The following is a 22,223-nucleotide window of genomic DNA, read 5'->3' on the forward strand; positions in this document are numbered from 1 at the left end:
CCGCGCTGGTCAACCGCATCACCTGGGGCGCGACCCCGGCCGAATTGGCGCGCATGCGCGCAATGGGCCCGCAGCGCTACCTGCAGGCGCAGCTGCACCCCGATCCGAAGGCGCCCCTGCCCGCCGCGGTGCAACAGCGCATCGACGCACTGTCGATCTCGCGCCAGAGCGCCGAGGACGCGCACGCCGAGCAGCGCCGCCTGCGCCAGGACGCCAAGGATGCCGGCCCCGGTCCGAAGCAGGAGGCCCAGCGCGACGCCCGCGCCATCTCGCGCCAGCGCGCCGACGACACCGCCAGCCGGGCGTTCTACCGCGCGCTGTACTCGCCCAACCAGTTGCAGGAACAGATGACCTGGTTCTGGATGAACCACTTCAACGTCTACGCGGCCAAGAACGACATCGGCACCTACATCGACCAGTACGAGGAACGCGCCATCCGCCCGCACGCGCTTGGCAAGTTCCGCGACCTGCTGGCGGCCACGCTGCGATCGCCGGCGATGCTGGCGTACCTGGACAACACCCAGAACGCCGCCGGACACATCAATGAAAACTACGCGCGCGAACTGATGGAGCTGCACACGCTGGGCGTCAAGGGCGGCTACACGCAGGCCGACGTGCAGGAACTGGCGCGCATCCTCACCGGCCTGGGCATCCACAACCAGGACGGGCCGCCCAAGGTCCGGCCGGCGCTGCGCGACCAGGTGGTGCTGGACGGCCTGTTCCTGTTCAACCCGGCGCGCCACGATTACGGCGACAAGCGCTTCCTGGGCCACGCCATTCGCGGCGCCGGCCTGGCGGAAGTCGACCAGGCCGTGGACCTGCTGGCGCGCCATCCCGCCACCGCGCGCTTCATCAGCGCCAAGCTGGCCGCCTACTTCATGGGCGACGCGCCGCCGGCCTCCGTGATCGACAAGATGGCCAAGACCTTCCAGGCCAGCGACGGCGACATCGCCGCCATCTTGCAGACGCTGTATGGCTCGCCGGAATTCACGCAATCGCTCAAGACGGGCGTGTTCAAGGACCCGGTGCATTACGTCTACTCGGCCCTGCGCCTGACCTATGCCGACCTGCCGCCCATCGTCAACCCGCGGCCGGGCCTGGCCATGCTGCGGCAACTGGGTCAGCCGTTGAACCAGCGCCTGACGCCCGACGGCTACCCGCAGGCGCAGTCGGACTGGGCCGGCTCCGGCCAGATGACCGCGCGTTTCGAAGTGGCACGCGCCATCGCCGCCGCGCCGCAGGCCTTCTATCGCGAAGGCGACGACAAGGGGCCGGTGGAACTGCCGCGCCTGCCCGAGCTGTTGCGCGAGAACGCCGGCGACGGCCTGTTCGCGCGCCTGTCGCCCGCCACCCGCGACGCCATCGCCCAGGCGCAGAACCCCAGGGACGCCAACACCTATCTGCTAGCCTCGCCCGAATTCATGCGGCGCTAAGGCGCCGCGGGAGAAACCCATCATGGACCGCCGCCGCATCCTGCAACTCCTGGCCTCGGCGCCGCTCGTCTTCGGCGCCAACCGCCTGTACGCCGCGCCGGCCGCCGCCGGCAACAAGCTGCTGGTCGTCTTCATGCGCGGCGCGTACGACGCCGCCAGCCTGCTGGTGCCGGCCGGCAGCGACTTCTACTACGAGTCGCGCCCGAGCATCGCCATCGCCAGGCCCGGCAGCGGCGCCGGCGCCGCGCTGCCCCTGGCCGACGGCTGGGCCCTGCACCCGGCGCTGGCCGACAGCCTGATGCCGTTCTACCAGAAGCGCCAGCTGGCCTTCGTGCCGTTCGCCGGCACCGACGACACCAGCCGCAGCCACTTCGAGACCCAGAACCGCATCGAACTCGGCCAGGGCGCGGCCCGCGACAGGAACGGCGACTTCCGCTCGGGCTTCCTGAACCGCCTGGCCGCGACGCTTGGCGGCAAGGACGAACAGGCGGCGGCCTTCACCTCCGAAGTGCCGCAGATCTTCCGCGGCGCCGAGCGCGTGCCCAACATCGACCTGGGCGGCGCGGCCCGCAAGTCGCGCCTGTCCGAGGCCGACAACCGCGCCATCGCCGCCATGTACCAGCACACCGACCTGGGCGCCTCGGTCGCCGAGGGCCAGCGCATCATGGGCGCCACGCGCGCCGAACTCGACGCCGAGATGGAGGCCGCCAGCGGCAACGCCGTATCGGCCGACAGGCTGGAACAGGAAGCGCGCCGTATCGGCCGCTTCATGCGCGACCGCTACAACCTCGGCTTCGTCGACGTCGGCGGCTGGGATACGCACGTCGGCCAGGGCGGCGCCAGCGGCTTGCTGGCCAACCGGCTCGGCCAGCTGGGGCGGGCGCTGGCCGGCTACGCCGATGCGATGGGCCCGGCCTGGCAGCAAACCACGGTGGTGGTCATCAGCGAATTCGGCCGCACCTTCCGCGAGAACGGCAACAAGGGCACCGACCACGGCCACGGCACGGTCTACTGGGTGCTGGGCGGCCACGTGCGCGGCGGCCGCATTGCCGGCCGCCAGGTCGCGGTCAAGCGCGAGACCCTGTTCCAGGACCGCGACTACCCGGTGCTCAATGAATACCGCGCGTTATTCGCCGGCCTGTTCTCGCGCCTGTACGGCCTGAGTCCGGCGCGGCTGGCGCAGGTGTTCCCGGGCATCACGCCGCTGGACCTGAAACTGGTCTGAATCCAGACCAAGGGTATACCCGTATCGGCAACAGGGATTTGCGCCGGCGCGCGCGGGCCGCTGCTCTAAAATTCGCGCTCCCTTCCCTGCCGCCGCGGCGCCCATTGCCCGGTTTTCTCCCCGGTTTTCCATGCCCCTGCATCTCATCGCGCTGGCCGCCGCCGCCTTCGGCATCGGCACCAGCGAATTCGTCATCATGGGCCTGCTGCCCAACGTGGCCGCCGACCTGGATGTCAGCATCGACATCGCCGGCCTGCTCATCACGGGCTACGCCATGGGCGTGGTGATCGGCGCGCCCATCATGGCCATCATCACCGCGCGTCTGCCGCGCAAGGCCACGCTGATCGGCCTGGCCAGCACCTTCGTGCTGGGCAACCTGCTCTGTGCGCTCGCGCCCGACTACGGCACGCTGATGGCCGCGCGCGTTTTCACCGCCTTCTGCCACGGCGCCTTCTTCGGCATCGGCGCGGTGGTGGCGGCCGACCTGGTGCCGCGCCATCAGCGCTCCAGCGCCATCGCGCTGATGTTCACCGGCCTGACGCTGGCCAACGTGCTGGGCGTGCCGCTGGGCACCGCGCTGGGCCAGGTGGCGGGCTGGCGCTCGACCTTCTGGGTGGTCAGCGGCATCGGGCTGGTCGCGGTGGCGGCGCTGGCGGCGTGGCTGCCCGGCCGCATCCCGATGCAGCCCGGCAACATCCTGCGTGAATTCCGCGTGCTGCGCGACGTGCGCGTGCTGTGGCCGCTGCTCGCCAGCGTGCTGGCCTCGGCCGCGTTGTTCTGCGTGCTGACCTACATCGCGCCGATCCTGCGCGACATCACCGGCGTGTCAGAACGCGGCGTGACCGGCGTGCTGCTGCTGTTCGGCGTGGCGCTCACGGTGGGCAGCACGCTCGGCGGCAAGCTGGGCGACCGCAACCTGGAAGTGTCGCTGCGCCGCATCTTCCTGGGCCTGCTGCTGGTGTTCCTGGCGCTCAGCCAGGCCATCCACGCGCTGGCGCCGATGCTGGTGATGACCTTCATCTGGGGCACGCTCGGCTTTGCCGTGGTGCCGCTGCTGCAGACCCTGATCGTCGACCAGGCGGCCGAGGCCCCCAACCTGGCCTCGACCCTGAACCAGGGCGCCTTCAACCTGGGCAACGCTGGCGGCGCCTGGCTCGGCAGCCTGGCGCTGGGCCACGGCCTGCCGCTGACCGACCTGCCGTGGATGTCGGCGGCCATCACCGCGGCGGTGCTGCTGCTGACCCTGTGGGGCACGCGCTACTATGGGCGCCACGCCGGGATGGCGCGGCCGCCGCAAACCGGCGCGCTGGCCTCGTCCCGTTCCGACGCCTGACCCCAAGGAGCCCGCATGAGCACGATCTACGATTTCTCGGCCCGCGACATCCACGGCGCCGACCAGCCGCTGGCCGCCTACCGCGGCCGGGTGCTGCTGGTGGTGAACGTGGCCTCGAAATGCGGCTTCACGCCGCAATATTCGGGCCTGGAAGAGCTGTACCGCGCCCTGCGCGACGACGGCCTGACGGTGCTGGGCTTTCCCTGCGACCAGTTCGGCCGCCAGGAGCCGGGCAACGAGGCCGAGATCCTCGACTTCTGCACCACACAGTACGACATCACCTTCCCGCTGTTCGCCAAGATCGACGTCAACGGCGCCAACGCCGACCCGCTGTACCGCTGGCTCAAGGGCGAGAAGCCCGGCGTCTTCGGCACCGAGGGCATCAAGTGGAACTTCACCAAGTTCCTGGTGGGCCGCGACGGCCAGGTGATCAAGCGCTATGCCCCCACCGACACGCCGGCCGGGCTGAAGGACGACATCGTCCGCGCGTTGGCCGCGCCGGCCGCCTGACGGCTGCCAGGCCGGGCAGCCGCCGCCAGCCGCGCCCGGGTCCTGGCGCCGCCGCAGGACGTGCCGCGCAGGCCCTCGCGCCGGCGACGCGCCCGATTCCGCCGCGCCCGTTCAACGCAACGGCGGCAGCCGGCGGCGCACGGTGTGCGCCTTGACGATGGCGGTGTTGGTCTCGGCGAACTCGGTCACGCGTTCCAGGATGCCGTCCAGATGCGTGATCGAACGCAGCACCACCCGCGCGATGAAGCAGTCATCGCCCGTGACCTTGTCGCATCCGACGAATTCCGGAATTTCCTGGATCAGCCCCTCGACCCGCCGCAACTGTCCAGGCAGCGGCCGGATGCGCACGATGGCCTCCAGCGTGTAACCCAGCGCCACCGGATCGACGTCCAGCGTGTAAGCCCGGATCACCCCCGATTCCTCCAGCCGCCGCAGGCGGTCGGCCACGCTCGGCGCGGACATCCCGACCTGACGCGCCAGGTCGGCGGTGGTGGTGCGCGCATTGGCCGTCAGCATCTCCACCAGGCGGCGGTCGATGCCGTCCAGGACCGGATTTTCATTCTTTAGGTCATTCTGCATAAATTCCACCTGAACGAAGGTTCAAACACAAAACTGCCGCAGCAACATCATATAACCGGCCCGATCGGCCTGGGATAATTTCTCCATCGAATCACGGACCGCACGGTCCCCTGGAGCCTTCCATGTCCCCCTCATCCGATCGCGTTGGCCTGGCCCAGATGGCCGCCGCCATGACCCTGTCCGGCACCCTGGGCGTGTTCGTCCTGGAATCCGGCCAGAGCGCCTGGAACGTGGTGTTCTTCCGCTGCGTCTTCGGCGCCCTGTCGCTGTTCCTGTATTGCTGGGCCCGCGGCCTGCTCAAGCCCGGCCTGTTCACCGCCCGCACCCTGGCGCTGGCGCTGGCCGCCGGCGCCGCGCTGGTGCTGAACTGGGTGCTGCTGTTCTCGGCCTACCGGCTGGCCTCGATCTCGCTGGCCACCGCCGTCTACAACGTGCAGCCCTTCTTCCTGATCGGCCTGGGCGCGCTGTTCCTGGGCGAACGGCCCACGCGCGGCAAGCTGGCCTGGTCGGTGATCGCCTTCGCCGGCCTGCTGCTGGTGCTCAAGCTCACCGACCACAGCGGCGGCGACGCCTATCTGTCGGGCCTGCTGCTGGGGCTGGGCGCGGCGGCGCTCTACGGCGTCACCGCCGTCATCGTCAAGCGCCTGAAGGGCATCCCGCCTCAGGTGCTGGCGCTGGTGCAAGTGACGCTGGGCGCGGTGATGCTGCTGCCGATGGCCGACTTCCAGGCGCTGCCCGCGGCCCCGCTGCAATGGGGCTACCTGGTGGCGCTGGGCCTGATCCACACCTGCCTGATGTACATCCTGATGTATTCGGCGATCCAGAAGCTGCCGACCACCTCGACCGCCGCGCTCAGCTTTATCTATCCGGCCGTGGCGATCCTGCTGGACCTGGTGGTGTACGGCCACCGCATGGACGCCACCCAGGTGCTGGGCGTGGCCATGATCTTCCTGGCGGCCGCCGGCGTCAGCCTGAACTGGCAGTGGCGCCTGCGCGGCGGCGCCCGGCCCGGCGCGGCCTGAGCGGGACCGCCGCCAAACCCGCACCGCGCCCCCGGGTATTCGGCCGCCCGCCCGGGGCGCCGCTATCATGGACCTTCCGATCCGCCGGCAGTGGCCGGCGGCGCCAAGACGCTGAGGAATCCCCATGATCGATCTCTATTACTGGACCACGCCGAACGGCCACAAGATCACGATTTTCCTGGAAGAAGCCGGACTGCCTTACGAGATCCACCCGGTCAACATCAGCAAGGGCGACCAGTTCAAGCCCGAATTCCTGACCATCGCGCCCAACAACCGCATTCCGGCCATCGTCGACCAGCAGCCCGCCGACGGCGGCGCGCCGCTGTCGCTGTTCGAGTCCGGCGCCATCCTGCAATACCTGGCCGAAAAGACCGGCCGCTTCCTGCCCGCCGACCTGCGCGGCCGCGCCGAGGTCTCGCAATGGCTGTTCTGGCAAATGGGCGGCCTGGGACCCATGGCCGGCCAGAACCACCACTTCTCGGGTTACGCGCCCGAGCGCATCCCCTACGCCATCGAGCGCTACGTCAAGGAAACCAACCGCCTCTACGGCGTGCTGAACAAGCGCCTGGCCGACCGCGAGTTCGTCGCCGGCGACTACTCCATCGCCGACATGGCGGCCTACCCCTGGATCGTGCCGCACGCCAAGCAGGGCCAGGACCTGAACGACTTCCCGCACCTGAAGCGCTGGTTCGACGCCATCGCCGCGCGTCCGGCCGTGCAGCGCGCCTACGCGCTGGCCGACAAGGTCAACACCGCGCCGTCGGTCAGCGACGACGAGTCGCGCCGCATCCTGTTCGGCCAGACCGCCCAGAACGTGCGCTGAGCGAGGCCGCCATGACCGATTCCCCGCTGCGGTTCCGCCGCGCGCGCGCGGGCGACCTGCCCGCCATCGTCGCCATGCTGGCCGACGACGAACTCGGCGCCAAGCGCGAAGACCCCTCGGTTCCGCTCAACCCCCGCTACACTGCGGCTTTTGCCGCCATCGAGCAGGACCCGAACCAGTTCTTCGCGGTGGTCGAGCGCGACGCGCGCCTGATCGGCTGTTTGCAGTTATCGTTCATACCCGGCCTGTCGCGGCTGGGCCAATGGCGCGGACAGATCGAGAGCGTGCGCATCGCCTCGTCGGCGCGCGGCCAGGGCCTGGGACGCGCCATGTTCGAGTGGGCCATCGAGCAGTGCCGCGCGCAGGGATGCGCCATGGTGCAGCTGACCACCGACCGCGCCCGGCCCGACGCCCGCCGCTTCTACGAAAGCCTCGGGTTCGTGGCCAGCCATGACGGCATGAAACTGAGCCTGTAGCGCCGCCCCCGGCGCCAGGCCTGATACACAAAGGAGCGCCCATGCACGGCGAATACAAAGTCCCCGGCGGCAAGCTGGTGGTCGCGGACCTGGAAGTCCGCGACGGCCGCCTGGCCGATGTCCGCATCAGCGGTGATTTCTTCCTCGAACCGCCCGAGGCGCTGGAAGCCATCAACCGCGGCCTGAACGGCCTGCCCGCCGACGCCGGCGAACTGGAACTGGCGCTGGCCGTGCAGTCGGCGCTGCCGCCCGACACCGAAATGTTCGGCTTCTCGGCCGAGGCCGTGGCGGTGGTGCTGCGGAGGGCGCTGGCATGACCCGCACCGACTGGAACGACTACGACTGGCAACTGATCCACGAAGCGCCGCAACGCCCCGCGCTGCACATGGCGCTGGACGCCGTCATCACCGACGAAGTCGGCGCCGGCACCCGCCCGCCCACGCTGCGCATCTGGGAATGGTCGGCGCCCGCGGTCGTGATCGGCCGCTTCCAATCGCTCAAGAACGAAGTCGACCCCGAGGGCGCCCGGCGCCACGGCATCGAGGTGGTGCGCCGCGTCAGCGGCGGCGGCGCCATGTTCATCGAGCCGGGCAACAGCATCACCTATTCGCTGAGCGCGCCGCAGGCGCTGGTGCACGGCATGAGCTTCCAGGAAAGCTATGCCTTCCTGGACGCGTGGGTGCTGCAGGCGCTGCAGGGCCTGGGCATCAAGGCCTGGTACCAGCCGCTCAACGACATCGCCTCGGACATCGGCAAGATCGGCGGCGCCGCCCAGGCGCGCCGCGCAGGGGCCGTGCTGCACCACGTCACTATGTCCTACGACATCGACGCCGATAAAATGGTGGAAGTCTTGCGCATCGGGCGCGAGAAACTGTCGGACAAGGGCACCACCAGCGCCAAGAAGCGCGTGGACCCGCTGCGCACCCAGACCGGGCTGGCGCGCGAGGTCATCATCCAGCGCATGGTGGACACCTTCGCCAGCCTGCACCGGCTGACGCCGGGCCAAGTGGGCGCGGCCACGCTGGCCCAGGCCGAGGCCCAGGCCGCCGAAAAGTTCTCCACGCCCGAATGGACCGCGGTCGTTCCCTGAGGCGCCACGGGTTTGAGTCGGACGGTCGCGCCCGCGGGCGCGGCCGGGTTTTCTGGAGGTAGTTCAATGCGTCTTCCCCGCAAGCCGCGCGGCCTGTCCGCCGCGGGTTTGGGAGCCGTCCTGCTGGCCCTGGCCGGCTGCGGCAGTTCGCCCCCCGCCAACATCACCCTGGACTCGCCGACGGCGGCCGCCAGCACGGCCACGCCCGAGAAGATCGGCGACCTGGCCACCGAGCGCATCAAGTGGGCGTCCAACAAGCCCGATTGCAAGGGCGACTGCCCGCGCATCGAGATCGACAGCGTGGCCTTTCCCGGCATCCCCAAGTTGAGCGCGCTGGTCGACCACGTACTGGCCTACATGACCGGCACCGACGCCAATCGCCGCGGCCCGTACGAGACGCTGTCGGAATACACGCAATATTTCTGGTCCGCCGCGCGGCCGCGCGACGCCACCTACTTCAAGGCCAGCGTCAAGGACACCGTGGGCGACATCGTCTCGATCGAGCTGCACACCGAGCAGTTCCTGACCGGCGCCGCGCACGGCATTCCCGCCACTCAGTATCTGAACTGGGAACGCAGCCGCGGCCGCGTCATGGCGCTGGACGAAGCGCTGATTCCCGGGCGCCGCGCCGAATACGTCGCCGCGTTGCGGCAGGCCCACGCCAAGTGGCTGGCCGGCAACAGCGACGCCAAGCGCGACCCGGCGGCCTATAACAAGATGTGGCCGTTCCAGGAAAGCGACAACTTCGCGCTCACGCGCGACGGCATCGTGGTCAAGTACGACGCCTACTCGATCGCCCCCTACTCGCATGGCGAACCGGAACTGAGCATTCCGTACTCGGACCTGCGCGGCATCCTCAAGCCGGAACTGCTGCCCAAGTCGTGAAGCGCCCCGGCGCCGCGCGCCACCCATGATCGTCATCATGGGTGGCGCGCCAGCAGCCATCAGTTAGGCTGCAACCCGAGATCGCGCACCACCTGGCCCAAGCGTTCGTAGTCCGTGCGGGCCCGCTCCAGCGCCTGCTCCGGCGTGCTGCCCACGACCACCCAGCCCAGGGCCTTGAGTTTCTCCCGCATCGGCGGTTCGTCCAGGCTGGCCGCCAACGCGGACCGCAGCGTGGCGATCACCTCGGCCGGCGTGCCCTTGGGCGCGGCCAGGCCGAACCAGCCGGCCGGCACCAGCCCCGTGATGCCCAGTTCCCGCGCCGTGGGCACGTCGGGATAGCCATCGAACCGATAGTCGCTGGTCACGAACAAGGCGGTGGTCTTGCCCGTCGTGACATAGGGAATCTGCGACGCCGCGTTGTCCATCATCGAATCCACGTGCCCGCCCAACACGTCGTTGACCGCGGGCGCCGCGCCCTTGTAGCCGACGATGGCCAGGCTGACGTCGGCCAATTTGGCGAAGGACGCCTGCGTCAGGTGCGCCTGCGTGCCCAGGCCGGCGTTGGCCGAGGTCAACCCGCCGGGCTTCTGGTGGCTCAGCGCCTTGAACGCCGCGTAGTCCTGCGCCGCGAAGCCCTTGCCCACCACGAAGACGAACGGCACCTCCACCGCGATGGAGATCGGCGCCAGGTCCTGCACCGGGTTGTAGCGCAGTTTGTAGAGGTGGGGATTGACGGCGATGGTGCCGCTGGCGCTCAGCAGCAGCGTATAGCCGTCGGGCGCGGCCCTGACGACGTGCTCGGTGGCGATCGATCCGCCCGCGCCCGGTTTGCTCTCGACGATCACCGGCTGCCCCAGGCGCCTGGACATGGCCTCGGCGAGCAGGCGGGTCATGGTATCGGAGGCCGACCCCGGCGCATACGGATAGACGATGGTGATCGGTTTGGCCGGATACGCATCGGCCGCCAGCGCTGGCGGCAGGACGGCGGACAGCAATAATGCCGCAATGGCGGTACGAAGCGCTTTCATGGTGTTCACCCTTGTTGTCGTGTGGTTTGAAGAATCCTGTGGATGACCGGAATGGACAGCGCCGCGTACCAGCCCAGTTCGTCCAGCATGTCGCGCCGATACCAGCCGGCCTGGTGCAACAGGTTCAACGAGGCGATGGTCTGGCCGTCCCAGCGCACCGGCACGTTGACGGCGCTCTCGCAACCCAGGGAGCGGATCAGTTCGTAGTCGGGGAACGCCTTCTCGCAGGCGGCGCGGTCATTGCAGATACGCGGCACGCCGGCCTGCACCACGGCGGCGAAGAACTCGCTGTCTTCGCGGATCGGCTTGGCGCCGCCGGGCGGATAGGCCGCCGGCGCGCTCGAGAAATAGCGCCTGCTGAGCGCCGCCTCGCGATCGAGCACCAACACCGTGAACAAGCGATAGCCCACCCGCGAAGCCAACGCGTCGGCCAGCCCCCGCAACCCGCGCGCCGGTTGCGCGTCGGCGGCCAGCGCCCGCGCCAACAGGGTCAGGGGCTCGGTGTGTGGCGACGTGGGGGCGGCTTGCATCATGGCGGTGTCTCGTACGGGGAGCAGGCATTGTGGCGGGCAATACCCATAAACCACTAATGAATAAACCTGAGATGCCCATTACCATTTGCGCATGGACGCCAGCCCCACTCCCCCGCCCTGGACCCGCCGCCTGAAGCTGCGGCACCTGCAAGTGCTGACGGCCCTGGAAAGCGCCGCCAGCATCACTGCCGCCGCCAAGGCCATGCACATGACCCAGCCCGCGCTTTCGCACTGGTTGAGCGACATGGAAGACCTGGTCGGCACGCCGCTGTTCACCCGCGGCCGCACGCTCGCGCTGACAGAGGCCGGTCGTGCCCTGTGGCGCTATGCCTGCCGCGTGCTGGGCGACACCGCGCGAACCGGGGAAGAGGTCGAGGCCGTCAAGGACGGCGTGGCCGGCCGCCTGCATATCGGCACGATCCTGTCGGCCGCGCCGGTGCTGCTGCCACGCGCCATCGCCGCCCTGCACCAACACGCGCCCAATGTGCAGATCGAACTGGTCGAGGGCTTGCTCGATCCCCTCATCGAGCGGGTCGAGCGGCGCGAGATCGATCTCATCATCGGTCCGCTCGACGTGCGCGCCAGCCGTTCCGGGCTGTGCACCGAATGGCTGATGACCGACACCTTCAGCGTGGTGGCGCGGCGTGGCCATCCGCTGGCGCGGCTCGAGGCGCCTCGCTGGGAGGACACCCAGGCCTATCCCTGGGTGCTGCCACCTCCCGGCACCCTGTCGCGCGTCCAGCTGGACCGGGCCGTGGTCGATGCGGGCATGGCGCCGCCGCGGCCGGCGGTCGAGACCAGTTCGCTGGTGGCGTTGCTGTCCATGCTGGAAGATCGCGACTACATCGCCACCCTGGCCAGTTCGGTGGCGCACATGTACGAACAGCGCAAGCTGATCAGCGTCGTCCATCTGCCCGCCCGGCTGGAATTCGGGCCGATCGGCATGCTGTGGGCGGCGGATTCGCCCAGCATCGTGTTGCCGGCCCTGCGGCAGACGCTGCGCGAAGAGGCAGGCAGCCTCCTGGACGGCAGCCGCGGCGCGCCTACCTGACGGTGGCGTACTCCAGCGTCTTGGGCGTCGTCGTCAGCACGCGCGGCGTCGCGCCCACCACCACGGTATCGTCAAGCCGGAAGCCGCCGATGCCATAGGCATAGATGCCGGGCTCGGCCGAATACACCTCGTTGTCGAGCAACGGACGCTGATTGAAGGCCATGTCTTCCGGGTACTCATGGTGGATGATGCCCACCGCATGGCCGGTGCGATGGCGGATCAACCCGGCATAGCCGGCCTTCTCGATCTCTGCCTGCGCGGCGGCGTCGATGGCGCAGACCGGATTGCCGGTGCGCGCCGCCGCGATGGCGGCCTCGTTGGCCGCCTTGGCCGCCGACCACAGGCGCGCCTGCTCCGCCGACGGCGTGCCGCAAAACCAGGTGCGTTCGTTCTCGATCGTCAGCCCGTTCAGGCGCGGAATCACGATGTTCACCAGCACGTCGCCCTCCTGGATGCGGGCGCCGCACGAGGCGCCGTCGCCATGCGGCGAAGCCGATGCCGGCCCGCTCAGCGTCCAGCAGCGGATCACCTCGAAGTGCTCTCCGGGAAACCGCTCGGCGGCTTCCTGCACGAACAGGGAGGCCATGGCGAAATCCAGCTCCTGCACCAGCCGCCCGGGCCGGATGTTCTCGCGGTAGCGGTCCTGGATCCAGTCGGAAATCGATGCCGCGGCCGCCATCACCGCCAGCTCTTCGGCGTGCTTCTGCCAGCGCAACGCGCGGCACTCCGCCGTCGCGCCGCGCAATGCCAGGTCGGGCAGGAACCGGCCCAGTTGCGCCAGCACCGGGCTACCGCCTTCCACGGCGACGCGCGAACGGGCCAGGCCCGCGGCCTTCAAGCGCGCGGCCAGCAGTTCGGGCAGCTGCGTGATCAATGGCAGCCTCTCGGTCACGCGCGGATGTTCCGCGTAGTAGCTGATGTCGGTGATCCAGACCTTGCCCTGCTCCTGCGAAAACCGCATGTGGTGCGTGGACAGTTCGTTCATCACCAGGAACGGCGTGCCGTTGCGCGGCACGACGGCAAAGATCGGCCGCTCCCAGGGCAGCACGTCGGTGTGGAAGTTGCTGGCGAACTGGAAGAAGTCCGCCGACGTGAAGATGATGGCGTCGACGGCCAGGTCGTCCATCAGCGCGTTCATCTTGTCGTGGCGATAGTCCCACACGGCCTTGGTCAATTTGGGCATGGCAAGCATCCTCGTAAAGTCGGGCAAAAGAGCCCCGCGCGCAAGAACCTCGGCCAATCGAACCGAGTCCCGTCGGCGCGGGAAGCGTTCAATCGTTGCTCAGGCCGAGCTGGCGGATCAGCGGCCCCCAGGTGGCGCTGTCGCGTTCGGTCCATTCGGCTACCGCTTGCGGCGTGGAAGGCAGCGGTTCTAGCTGCAGTTCCGCCAGCCGCGCCTTGATCGCCGGATCATCGAAAAAGCGCCGCGTCTCGGCATTGAGCCGCTCGACCACCGCGCCCGGCGTGCCCTTGGGCACCACCAGCGCATACCAGCCGGGCAGCGGAAAGTCGTTCATGCCGAGTTCGGCCAGGGTCGGCACGTCGGGGACGCTGGCCGCGCGCCGGCTGCCCACCACGGCCAGGGGCACGACCTTGCCCGCGTTGGCCTGCACCGCCCCCGTGTTCAGCACGTCGGCCATCACCTGGGTCTGATCGGCCATCACGCTGGTGAGCCCGGCGGCGGCGCCGTTGTAGGGCACGTGGGTCAGCGTGATGCCGCTGCGCCGCGCCAGCATTTCCACCACCAGGTGGGTGGAATTGCCCCGTCCCGCCGAGGCGAAGTTCAGCGCCCCGGGCTGGGCCTTGGCCTTGGCGACCAGCGCCGCGAACGAATCGACGCCGGCCTGCCGGCTCGCCACCAGCAGGAACGGCGTATTGACCAGCAGGCTGACGCCATCGAAATCGCGCGCCGGCCGGTAAGGCAGATCCTTGTACATATGCGGGTTGAAGGCCAGGTACGAAATGCCGCTGACCAGCACCGTGTAGCCATCGGCCGGCTGCTTGGCCACATAGCTGGCGGCCAGGACGCCGTTGGCGCCCGGCCGGTTTTCCACCACCACCGCCGTCTTGAGCTGGCGCGACAGGTAGTCGGCCCACAGACGCCCGATCACATCGGTGCCGCCGCCCGCGGCCTGCGGCACGACGAGCTTGACCGCGCGCTCCGGATACGCGGCGGCCGCCGCCCCGGCCCCCGCGAGCAGCAGGCAGGCCGCGCCCGTGGCGCAGGCGCGCCGCAATAAAACCCTCAACATGGTTTTCCCCTTGGATCATGGTTCGAATTGCGGGCCGCCGATGCGCCGACGGCCCGCGAAATGATTATGGGGAGATCGGGCATGCACGCCCAATGAATAAACCTGAGGAAGTCATAAGCGTTTTTGCATGGCGCGCGCGGGCGCCACAAAAAACAAGACCGCCCCTTGCGGGGCGGTCTTGTTGTCTTCCTCACGCTCCTCCAGACGGCGGGCCGAAGCCCGGCGCCAGAAGGACTTACGGGTACAGGCCGCGCACCTGGCGGGCCTGCAGGATGCGCGTGCAAGCCACGATGAAGGCGGCGGTGCGCAGCGTCACCTTGTGCTCCCGGGCCACCTGCGCGATCGAGGCGTAGGCCTCGCGCATGATGCGTTCCAGGCGCTGGTTGATTTCGTCCTCGCTCCAGAAGAAGCTGGAGAAGTCCTGCACCCATTCGAAGTACGACACCGTCACGCCGCCGGCGTTGGCCAGCACGTCCGGCACCACGTACACGCCGTTCTCGGCCAGGATGTCGTCCGCTTCCGGCGTGGTCGGGCCGTTGGCGCCTTCCACCACGATCTTGGCGCGCACCTTGGCGGCGTTGTCGGCGGTGATCTGGCTTTCCAGGGCCGCCGGGATCAGGAATTCGGTTTCGAGCGTCCAGAACTCGTTCTTGTCCAGGGCCTGCCCGCCGGAGAAGCCGCCCACGCCGCCATGCTGCGACACGTGCGACAGCAGCTTGTGGACGTCCAGGCCGGCGGCGTTGTGCACCGTGCCGGTGTGGTCCTGCGCCGCGATGACCTTGGCGCCGGCTTCATGGAACAGGCGGGCGGCGGTGCCGCCCACGTTGCCGAAGCCCTGCACCACCACGCGCGCCTTGGACACGTCGATGCCCAGGTCGCGCGCGGCTTCGCAACCGACCACGAACACGCCGCGGCCGGTGGCCTCGACACGGCCCAGGCTGCCGCCCAGCGCGATCGGCTTGCCGGTCACGACGCCGGTGGCGGTCGAGCCTTCGTTCATGGAGTACGTGTCCATCATCCAGGCCATGGTCTGGGCGTTGGTGTTCACGTCAGGGGCGGGAATGTCCTTGGACGGGCCGATGATGACGCCGATTTCCGAGGTGTAGCGGCGCGTCATGCGCTCGAGTTCGGATTGCGACAGCTTGCGCGGGTCGACGCGGATGCCGCCCTTGGCGCCGCCGTACGGCAGGTTGACCGCGGCGTTCTTGACCGACATCCAGGCGGCCAGCGCCATCACTTCCGACAGGGTCACGTCCTGGTGGAAACGCACGCCGCCCTTGCCCGGGCCACGCGAGGTGTTGTGCTGCACGCGGTAGCCCTCGAAGTGGGCCACGCTGCCGTTGTCCAGCTCGATCGGCACGTCGACGATCAGCGAGCGCTTCGGGCGCTTCAGGGTCTCGACCCAGCGCGCCAGCGAACCGAGGTACGGGGTGACCCGGTCGACTTGTTGCAGGTAATTACCCCAGGGGCCGAGATCGTCGGCATTCAGATAAGACGGCAAGGCATGGGTGGGAGTTTGAGACATGGACATGCTCTCCTGACAAAGTTGCGCCATTTTATCCATATCCTTATTGTGTCCCCATATTTTATGGAAAAATATTAATTGGGGACATAATAAGGAAATGGAGACCGCGAGCGTTGCCGAGCCTGCCGAAACGCTGCGCCTATCCTAGCCCCGCGCGCCAGCAGCGTCCAGCCCGCAAGGCCCGGCCGACATCCACCAGGCCGGCAACTTTCCGCCGCGTGACTTGCGACATGCCCTGGCCCCGCCCGTCCTCTTCCCGCGCCGCCGCACCATCGCATCCGTGTATCAGCCGCCGCCGGAACGCTGTCGCACCTTGCTTGAAACCGTCATCCACTTGACCCAGAATCAACCGGCCCCGGTTTCAGCGGTACCCGGCACCGGCGGCGTTCCAAAGCTTGTCATCCCGCGTTGCCGGCGGGCGCCCCCCGCTTGCATCACTGCACTCATGAAAATCAACCATAGAGGTGCGCATGTCGGATTTTTCCCTGATTGACAGCAATGACCCGCGTTACGCGACCCTGCAAAAGGGTTTCAACCTGCGCTTCCCCACCACGGGCCAGGGCGCCAACGCCATCTACGTCTGCAAGACCCCGCAGGACGTGCTGGACGCGGCCAACGCCGCGCTGGCCCAGGGCTGCCGCATCACGGTGCGCAGCGGCGGCCACTGCTACGAAGGTTTCGTCGCCAACAAACTGCCCGAGGACCACGGCCAGCCGCTGGCCATCATCGACCTGAGCCTGATGACCGGCCTGCGCTACCGCGAGGCCGGCGACATCCCCTCGCCCTGGAACCCCGCCGCGCGCTACCGCTTCGCGGCCGCGTCCGGCAACCAGAACTGGGACGGCTACCTGGACCTGTACAAGACCGCCAACCGCACCCTGCCCGGCGGCTCGTGCTATTCGGTCGGCTCGGGCGGGCACATCGTCGGCGGCGGCTACGGCCTGCTGTCTCGCCTGCACGGGCTGACGGTGGACTGGCTCTCGGGCGTGGACATCCTGGTGCCGCAAGGCCCGGGCGCGCGCAAGCTGGTCGCCAAGCACGTCAACCTGCACAGCACCGGCGCCGACCGCGACCTGTTCATCGCCTGCCGCGGCGGCGGCGGCGGCAACTACGGCATCATCCTGACCTACTACTACGCCGACCTGCCCGCCGCGCCGCAGGAAGCCTACTGGCTGTCGCTGTCCTACCCCTGGGCCAGCTTCGGCGCCGGCGCCACGGGCCGCGCCAACTTCGCGCGCTTCATGCGCGCCTACTGGCAGTGGTTCGCCGACCACGACGCCGACTGGAACAGCCCCGACCCGGCCAAGGCCAACGGCGGCCTGTTCACGTTGCTGAAGGTGCAGCACCGCTCGACCGGCGACGTGGTGCTGAGCATCCAGTACACCGGCAAGGACGGCAAGGTGGGCGGCGCGCGCGACCAGCCGTTCCTGGACTTCGTCGCCACCATGAACGCGGCGGCCAGCGCCGCGCCCGCCGTCAACCTGTCCACCCATTGGTACGGCCCGTCGCACCGCGTGGTCCATCCGGCGCCGCGGATGCTGGCCCATGCGGTCAACGATGCGCAGAAGATGGACTGGCTGTGGCTGACGCAGAGCATCAACGGCTCGGGCAGCAACCAGCGTGGCAAGTACAAGTCCGCGTATCACAAAGCCAATTTCAGCGACGTCGAGATCATGGCCCTGTGGGAATACCTGAACGGCTCGGACGACCCGCGCCTGAATCAGGCGCTGGTGCAGATCGACTCGTACGGCGGCCGCATCAACCGCAACGACGAGACGGCCAACCCGACCAGCGTGTGCCAGCGCTCGTCGCTGCTGAAGTCGCAGTTCCAGGTGTACTGGACCGATCCGGCCCAGGACGCCTTCCACATCAAGTGGATCGCCGATCTGTACGACGAGTACTTCGCGCAGTACGGCGGCAAGCCCAGCAACCAGCCGGGCTCGCCGTTCGAGGGGTGCTACATCAATTACCCCGACACCGACATGAAGTACACCGACGCCAGCCACAGCCACGTCGATCCGCAGTGGCTCGACCTGTACTACGGCCACAAGACCGCCGCGCTGATCGCCACCAAGCGCAGCGTCGATCCCGACAATCTCTTCCACCACGAGATGTCGATCCCGCTGGCCGCGCCGCAGGCGTGAAAAAGCCCGCCGCCATGCGCCGCGCGAGCGGCCATGACGGCGGGCCGGAAGTCCGCGGCGGATCTCGCGCCGCGGACCGTGTCAGGCGGACAGCAGTTGCCAGGCCAGGCGCGCCGCCGCGCGGGCGCCATGGCCATCGATGTCGAAGCGCGGACTGTACTCGGCCATGTCGGCCAGGCGCAGCTTGCCGCTGGCCTTGACGCGCAGCACGATCTCCTCGATCACCGCCATCGGCACGCCATAGGGCGCCGGCGCCGACACGCCCGGCATCACCGCCGCCGGCAGCACGTCCAGGTCGATGGTCAGGTAGACGTGGCGGGCCCGCGCCAGCAAGGCGTCGACGTTCGCCAGGCGCGCCGCCAGGTGGCGTTCCTGCATGTCGCGATCCTCGACCCACACCGCGCCCACTTCGGCCGCCCGCGCGTACAGCGCCGGCGTATTGGCCAGCCGCGACACGCCCAGGCAGGCGTATTGCAGCGCCAGCCCCTGTGCCTCGCAGTAATGCGCGATCTGGTCGAACGGCGTGCCGGAACTGCCCGGCCGGCCGGTGCGCAGATCGAAATGCGCGTCCAGGTTCAGCACCAGCACCGGGGCCTCATCGCCGCGGTCCGCCAGCCAGCGCGCCAGGCCCTGGAAGCTGCCCCAGGCGATCTCATGACCGCCGCCCAGCACCACCGGGCGGGCGCCCTGGCGCAACAGGTCGGCCACCGCCAGGCCCAGCCGCTCCTGCGCGTCTTCCAGCTGGTCGCCTTCGCAGGCCACGTCGCCCGCGTCCAGCAGGCGCGTCAGGCCATGCGCCGGCAGGCCGGCCATGTACTTGCGGATGCCGGCCGGGCCGGCGGCCGCGCCGACGCGGCCCTGGTTGCGGGCCACGCCCGCATCGCAGGCGAATCCCAGCAGCACCGGCTCGCCCGCCGCCGGCGCCTGGCCGGCGGCCGGCTCGACGATGTGCGCCAGGCGGCGCGTGTCGCCGCGCTCGGCGCTGTCGTCGCGCGCGGTCCACAGGCTCCGGTCGAGTTGCGCCGCCGTCATGCCGCCCCCTGCCCCGTGCTCAGCACGGCCTGCAGGAACTCGCGGGTGCGGGCCTCGCGCGGCTGGCTGAAGATGACCTCGGGCGCGCCCGATTCCAGGATCACGCCGCCGTCCATCACCGCCACCACGTCGGCCACGTCGCGGGCAAAGCCCATTTCGTGGGTCACGACCATCATGGTCATGCCTTCGCGCGCCAGCAGCTTCATGACCTGCAGCACTTCGCCCACCAGCTCCGGGTCCAGCGCCGAGGTCGGTTCGTCGAACAGCATGACCTTGGGCTGCATCGCCAGCGCGCGGGCGATCGCCACGCGCTGCTTCTGGCCGCCCGACAGGCTGGCCGGCATGGCCGCCATCTTCTGCGCCAGGCCGACCTTGCGCAGCAGGTCCTCGGCCAACGCGTTGGCCTCGTCGCGGCCCATGCCGCGCAGCGTGCGCGGCCCGACGGTGACGTTGTCCAGCACCGACAGGTGCGGGAACAGGTTGAAGCCCTGGAACACCATGCCGACCTGCATGCGCAGTCGGTTCAGCGCCGCCTCGGGCAACTGCTCGCCCTCGTTCTGCAGCATCTGGCCGCAGATCTCGACGGTGCCGCCCTGGGCCACTTCCAGCCCGTTGCAGCAACGCAGCAAGGTGCTCTTGCCCGAGCCGCTGGGGCCGATCACCACCACCACCTGCGACGGCAGCACATCGAAGTCGATGCCGCGCAGCACGGCGTGGTCGCCATAGGATTTCTGCAGGCCGCGGATGCGGATCATTTCTTTCGGATTCGCGGCGTTCATTGCACCATCCCCCCCGCGCGCAGGCGTTGCTCGATCCTGCGCAGTATCAACATGGCGGCCGTGGTCAGGACCAGATAGATCAGCGCCACCACCAGATAGGTTTCCAGCGAGCGGTACGACACGCTGATGATCTTCTGCCCTTCGTGCATCAGGTCATGGATGGTCAACAGCGACACCAGCGCCGAATTCTTGATCAGCGCGATGAACTCGTTGCCCAGCGGCGGGATCATGCGCACCACCGCCTGCGGCAGGATGATGATGCGCATGGCCTGGCCCGACGACATGCCCAGCGAACGGGCCGCCTCGGTCTGGCCGCGGTCGACCGACTGGATCGCGCCGCGCACGATTTCCGACACGTAGGCGCCGGAATACATGCCCAGCCCCAGCACGCCGCAGGCGAACGCCGGCAGCGTCACGCCGAACTGCGGCAGGCCGAAGAACCAGATGAACAACTGCACCAGCAGCGGCGTGCCGCGAAAGAACAGCAGGTAGACGCTGCACAGGTTGTAGATGATGCTGCGCTGCGGGTTGAGCCGGCCGACGCCGACCAGCAGGCCGATGACACAGCCCAGCAGCAAGGCGCCGGCGGTCACCTCGATGGTGACCACCGCGCCGCGCAGCAACGCGTCGAAATCGGCGAAGACGGGAGCAAAATCCAGGTTCATTTCGCGGGCGCCTCGAACCACTTGTTGACGATGGCCTGGTAGCTGCCATCGGCCTTGATCTTCTGCAGCGCTTCATTCAGGCCGCGGGTCAGTTCCGGCTTGTTCTTGGGCACGGCGATGCCGTAGTCCTCGGTGGTGACCTGGTCGGCCAGCACGGTCAGGTCGGTGGTGCTCTGGGCGAACAGCTTGGCGGCCGGCTTGCCGGTCACGGCGGCATCGGCGCGGCCGATCTGCACCAGGTTGAACATCTCCTGGTTCTTCTCGACCTCGACGCGCTGCACCGACGGATAGTGTTCTTTCAGGTAGTTGACCGACTTGGTGCCGACCTGCACCGACACTTTGCGGCCGTCCAGGTCCTTCAGGGTCTTGACCGGGCCGTCCTTCTTGGTCAGCACGACCAGGCCGCCGGCGTAGTACGGGTCGGTGAAATCCACCACCTTGCTGCGCTCGGGCGTGATGTAGATGGCGGACACGGCGATGTCGGCGCGGCCGGCCTGCAGGGCGGGAATCAGGCCCTTGAAGTCGATGTCGATCCATTCGACCTTCTTGCCCATGGCGGCGGCCAGGGCCTCGACCAGTTCGATGTCAAAGCCGGTGCGCTTGCCGTCCTTGACGAACTCCATGGGCGGGAAGGTGGCGTCGGTCACGGCGCGGATGGTTTCCTGGGCGTGGGCGGTGCCCATGCTCCAGGCCAGGCCCAGGGTCAGGGCGGCGGTCAACAGGGTGCGGCGAGTGGTCATGGCAAATCCTGAAAGAAGAAGGTGGATGCGGATACGGCGATCGATGCGGCGTAACGGGTGATCTAGAGATGAGGCGGCAATGGCGGGGACAGCGAGGAATCCGGATAGGCGCGGGGTCAGTGCGCCTGCAACTTGCCCGAGATGCGGCGGGCGGCGGCGACGGTCAAGTCGATGAAGGCCTGGGGCCGCTGGGCCGCGCGGGTCGACGGCGCCATCAGGGTGATCGAGGCCACCGCCTGGTTGGCGCGCTGGAAGATCGGCACGCTCACGCCCCAGACGCCGGCATCGACCTCACTGTCGGTCACGGCATAACCCTGGGCGCGGATGGCTTCCAGTTCGTCGGCCAGGCGCGCCGGGTCGACGCCCGATTCGCGCGCCAGCACGGCCAGCGCCGCCTGCTGGCGCGCCGCCGGCATGAAGGCCAGCAGCGACTTGGCGGAAGCGCCGCGCGCCAGCGGCAGGCCGCGCCCCTTGGTGAAGGAACAGCGCAACGGATGCTGGCTCTCGACCATGTCCAGGCACACGGCCTGGTCCTTGACCGCCACCAGCAAGCCGATGGTCTCGCCCGACGCGGCGGCCAGCGCCGCCATGTCCGGCTGCGCCTCATGGATCAGGAACGAAGACTGGTCGAAACCCCAGGCCAGTTGCACGCACAGCGGACCGGGGCCGTATTCACCCTCGTGTTCGGCGACGAAACCCCAGCGCTTGAGCAGCGCGACCTGGCGATACAGCGTGCTCTGGGCCAGGCCGGTCTTTTCCGCCAACGCGGCGATGCTCAGGGGACCGTCGTGCCGGGCCAGCGTGGCCAACACGTACAGCACGCGGTCCGCGCCCGCCCCTACCGACTGATCCATCAACAAGCACTCCAGGTTTGATGGCCGCAGATTATCAACTTATGGTGTTAAACGTTGAAATTTTTCCCATCCAATGAGAATTCCCAGGGAAAACCCCGAACCCGCCACCGGCAACGGCCAATAAAAAACCCGCCACGAGGCGGGTTTCGGGACAAGCCAGGCAGGGGCCTCAGGGCGTGGCAGGCTTGTCGTAGTTGTTCAGGCGCACGCCGGACACCCCGCCGACGCTGGACGAAGACTTGGG

23 protein-coding genes are annotated in these 22,223 nt (G+C 68.6%); 12 read left to right on the forward strand and 11 right to left on the reverse strand.

The window, feature by feature from the left end; genetic code table 11:
• From AruCF_RS15675 to AruCF_RS15690, 4 genes are all read left to right on the forward strand, one after another.
• A partial coding sequence (locus tag AruCF_RS15675; RefSeq protein ID WP_083036802.1) for a DUF1800 domain-containing protein occupies window positions 1-1,433 on the forward strand: 1,433 nt, incomplete at its 5' end.
• A 22-nt stretch (window positions 1,434-1,455) separates the two neighbouring features.
• Entirely contained in the window at window positions 1,456-2,658 is a 1,203-nt protein-coding gene (locus AruCF_RS15680; RefSeq protein WP_049074156.1) for a DUF1501 domain-containing protein, read from the forward strand.
• A 130-nt stretch (window positions 2,659-2,788) separates the two neighbouring features.
• Window positions 2,789-3,991 carry an MFS transporter gene (locus tag AruCF_RS15685; protein ID WP_049074157.1) on the forward strand — a complete coding sequence of 401 codons (1,203 nt, stop codon included), beginning with the start codon at window positions 2,789-2,791 and terminating at the stop codon, window positions 3,989-3,991.
• A gap of 15 nt (window positions 3,992-4,006) precedes the next feature.
• A complete protein-coding gene (locus AruCF_RS15690; RefSeq protein WP_049074158.1) occupies window positions 4,007-4,501 on the forward strand; it encodes a glutathione peroxidase in 495 nt (164 codons plus the stop codon).
• A gap of 111 nt (window positions 4,502-4,612) precedes the next feature.
• On the opposite strand, the gene AruCF_RS15695 is transcribed toward AruCF_RS15690, so the two are convergent.
• Window positions 4,613-5,080 carry an Lrp/AsnC family transcriptional regulator gene (locus AruCF_RS15695; RefSeq protein ID WP_049074160.1) on the reverse strand — a complete coding sequence of 156 codons (468 nt, stop codon included), beginning with the start codon at window positions 5,078-5,080 and terminating at the stop codon, window positions 4,613-4,615.
• 122 nt (window positions 5,081-5,202) lie between these two features.
• Here AruCF_RS15695 and AruCF_RS15700 point away from each other — a divergent pair, with 122 nt between their 5' ends.
• The 6 genes from AruCF_RS15700 to AruCF_RS15720 all read left to right on the forward strand — a co-directional run bounded on the left by AruCF_RS15700 (window position 5,203) and on the right by AruCF_RS15720 (window position 9,376).
• Window positions 5,203-6,102, forward strand: a complete 900-nt coding sequence (locus tag AruCF_RS15700) for a DMT family transporter (protein ID WP_049074161.1) — start codon at window positions 5,203-5,205, stop codon at window positions 6,100-6,102.
• Between the two features lie 124 nt (window positions 6,103-6,226).
• Window positions 6,227-6,925 (forward strand): glutathione S-transferase N-terminal domain-containing protein, encoded by a 699-nt coding sequence (locus AruCF_RS15705; RefSeq protein WP_049074162.1) that lies wholly within the window; start codon window positions 6,227-6,229, stop codon window positions 6,923-6,925.
• Between the two features lie 11 nt (window positions 6,926-6,936).
• A complete protein-coding gene (locus tag AruCF_RS15710; protein WP_049074164.1) occupies window positions 6,937-7,401 on the forward strand; it encodes a GNAT family N-acetyltransferase in 465 nt (154 codons plus the stop codon).
• A gap of 41 nt (window positions 7,402-7,442) precedes the next feature.
• Window positions 7,443-7,718 (forward strand): lipoate-protein ligase small subunit, encoded by a 276-nt coding sequence (gene lplB / locus AruCF_RS29210; RefSeq protein WP_006385315.1) that lies wholly within the window; start codon window positions 7,443-7,445, stop codon window positions 7,716-7,718.
• Window positions 7,715-8,491, forward strand: coding sequence for a lipoate--protein ligase family protein (locus AruCF_RS15715; RefSeq protein WP_049074166.1), 777 nt, complete (start codon window positions 7,715-7,717; stop codon window positions 8,489-8,491). The genes lplB and AruCF_RS15715 overlap by 4 nt, the downstream gene beginning before the upstream one ends.
• A 66-nt stretch (window positions 8,492-8,557) precedes the next feature.
• Complete coding sequence (locus tag AruCF_RS15720; RefSeq protein ID WP_049074168.1) at window positions 8,558-9,376, forward strand: RsiV family protein; 819 nt, start codon at window positions 8,558-8,560, stop codon at window positions 9,374-9,376.
• A 59-nt stretch (window positions 9,377-9,435) separates the two neighbouring features.
• Here AruCF_RS15720 and AruCF_RS15725 read toward each other — a convergent pair whose 3' ends face one another.
• Both AruCF_RS15725 and AruCF_RS15730 read right to left on the reverse strand, forming a co-directional pair.
• A complete protein-coding gene (locus AruCF_RS15725; RefSeq protein WP_049077889.1) occupies window positions 9,436-10,404 on the reverse strand; it encodes a Bug family tripartite tricarboxylate transporter substrate binding protein in 969 nt (322 codons plus the stop codon).
• Window positions 10,405-10,409: 5 nt separating this feature from the next.
• Complete coding sequence (locus AruCF_RS15730; protein ID WP_235432665.1) at window positions 10,410-10,937, reverse strand: GAF domain-containing protein; 528 nt, start codon at window positions 10,935-10,937, stop codon at window positions 10,410-10,412.
• A 91-nt stretch (window positions 10,938-11,028) separates the two neighbouring features.
• On the opposite strand from AruCF_RS15730, the gene AruCF_RS15735 reads away from it, so the two are divergent.
• On the forward strand, window positions 11,029-11,988 hold the full coding sequence (locus tag AruCF_RS15735) for a LysR substrate-binding domain-containing protein (protein WP_063568540.1): 960 nt from the start codon (window positions 11,029-11,031) through the stop codon (window positions 11,986-11,988).
• Here AruCF_RS15735 and AruCF_RS15740 read toward each other — a convergent pair.
• The 3 genes from AruCF_RS15740 to AruCF_RS15750 all read right to left on the reverse strand — a co-directional run bounded on the left by AruCF_RS15740 (window position 11,981) and on the right by AruCF_RS15750 (window position 15,765).
• Window positions 11,981-13,171, reverse strand: a complete 1,191-nt coding sequence (locus AruCF_RS15740; RefSeq protein ID WP_049074172.1) for a M24 family metallopeptidase — start codon at window positions 13,169-13,171, stop codon at window positions 11,981-11,983. The genes AruCF_RS15735 and AruCF_RS15740 overlap by 8 nt on opposite strands.
• Before the next feature lie 88 nt (window positions 13,172-13,259).
• Window positions 13,260-14,240 (reverse strand): Bug family tripartite tricarboxylate transporter substrate binding protein, encoded by a 981-nt coding sequence (locus AruCF_RS15745; protein WP_049074173.1) that lies wholly within the window; start codon window positions 14,238-14,240, stop codon window positions 13,260-13,262.
• A gap of 235 nt (window positions 14,241-14,475) precedes the next feature.
• Entirely contained in the window at window positions 14,476-15,765 is a 1,290-nt protein-coding gene (locus AruCF_RS15750) for a Glu/Leu/Phe/Val family dehydrogenase (protein ID WP_049074175.1), read from the reverse strand.
• Between the two features lie 470 nt (window positions 15,766-16,235).
• Here AruCF_RS15750 and AruCF_RS15755 point away from each other — a divergent pair, with 470 nt between their 5' ends.
• Window positions 16,236-17,909, forward strand: a complete 1,674-nt coding sequence (locus tag AruCF_RS15755; RefSeq protein WP_049074177.1) for a BBE domain-containing protein — start codon at window positions 16,236-16,238, stop codon at window positions 17,907-17,909.
• An 81-nt stretch (window positions 17,910-17,990) separates the two neighbouring features.
• Here the strand turns inward: AruCF_RS15755 and hutG are convergent, their stop codons facing one another.
• From hutG to AruCF_RS15780, 5 genes are all read right to left on the reverse strand, one after another.
• The gene (gene hutG / locus AruCF_RS15760; RefSeq protein WP_049074179.1) at window positions 17,991-18,941 is read right to left on the reverse strand and encodes a formimidoylglutamase; all 951 of its coding nucleotides are present in this window, start codon (window positions 18,939-18,941) and stop codon (window positions 17,991-17,993) included.
• Window positions 18,938-19,720, reverse strand: coding sequence for an amino acid ABC transporter ATP-binding protein (locus AruCF_RS15765; RefSeq protein WP_049074181.1), 783 nt, complete (start codon window positions 19,718-19,720; stop codon window positions 18,938-18,940). The genes hutG and AruCF_RS15765 overlap by 4 nt, the downstream gene beginning before the upstream one ends.
• Window positions 19,717-20,385 (reverse strand): amino acid ABC transporter permease, encoded by a 669-nt coding sequence (locus AruCF_RS15770; RefSeq protein WP_049074183.1) that lies wholly within the window; start codon window positions 20,383-20,385, stop codon window positions 19,717-19,719. The genes AruCF_RS15765 and AruCF_RS15770 overlap by 4 nt, the downstream gene beginning before the upstream one ends.
• Window positions 20,382-21,125 carry a transporter substrate-binding domain-containing protein gene (locus tag AruCF_RS15775; protein WP_049074185.1) on the reverse strand — a complete coding sequence of 248 codons (744 nt, stop codon included), beginning with the start codon at window positions 21,123-21,125 and terminating at the stop codon, window positions 20,382-20,384. Before AruCF_RS15775 ends, AruCF_RS15770 begins: the two co-directional genes overlap by 4 nt.
• A 116-nt stretch (window positions 21,126-21,241) precedes the next feature.
• The gene (locus tag AruCF_RS15780; RefSeq protein WP_171904997.1) at window positions 21,242-21,982 is read right to left on the reverse strand and encodes an IclR family transcriptional regulator; all 741 of its coding nucleotides are present in this window, start codon (window positions 21,980-21,982) and stop codon (window positions 21,242-21,244) included.
• Window positions 21,983-22,223: the final 241 nt, after the last annotated feature.

Source organism: Achromobacter ruhlandii (genome assembly GCF_002082135.1).
Taxonomy (GTDB): Bacteria; Pseudomonadota; Gammaproteobacteria; order Burkholderiales; family Burkholderiaceae_B; genus Achromobacter; species Achromobacter ruhlandii.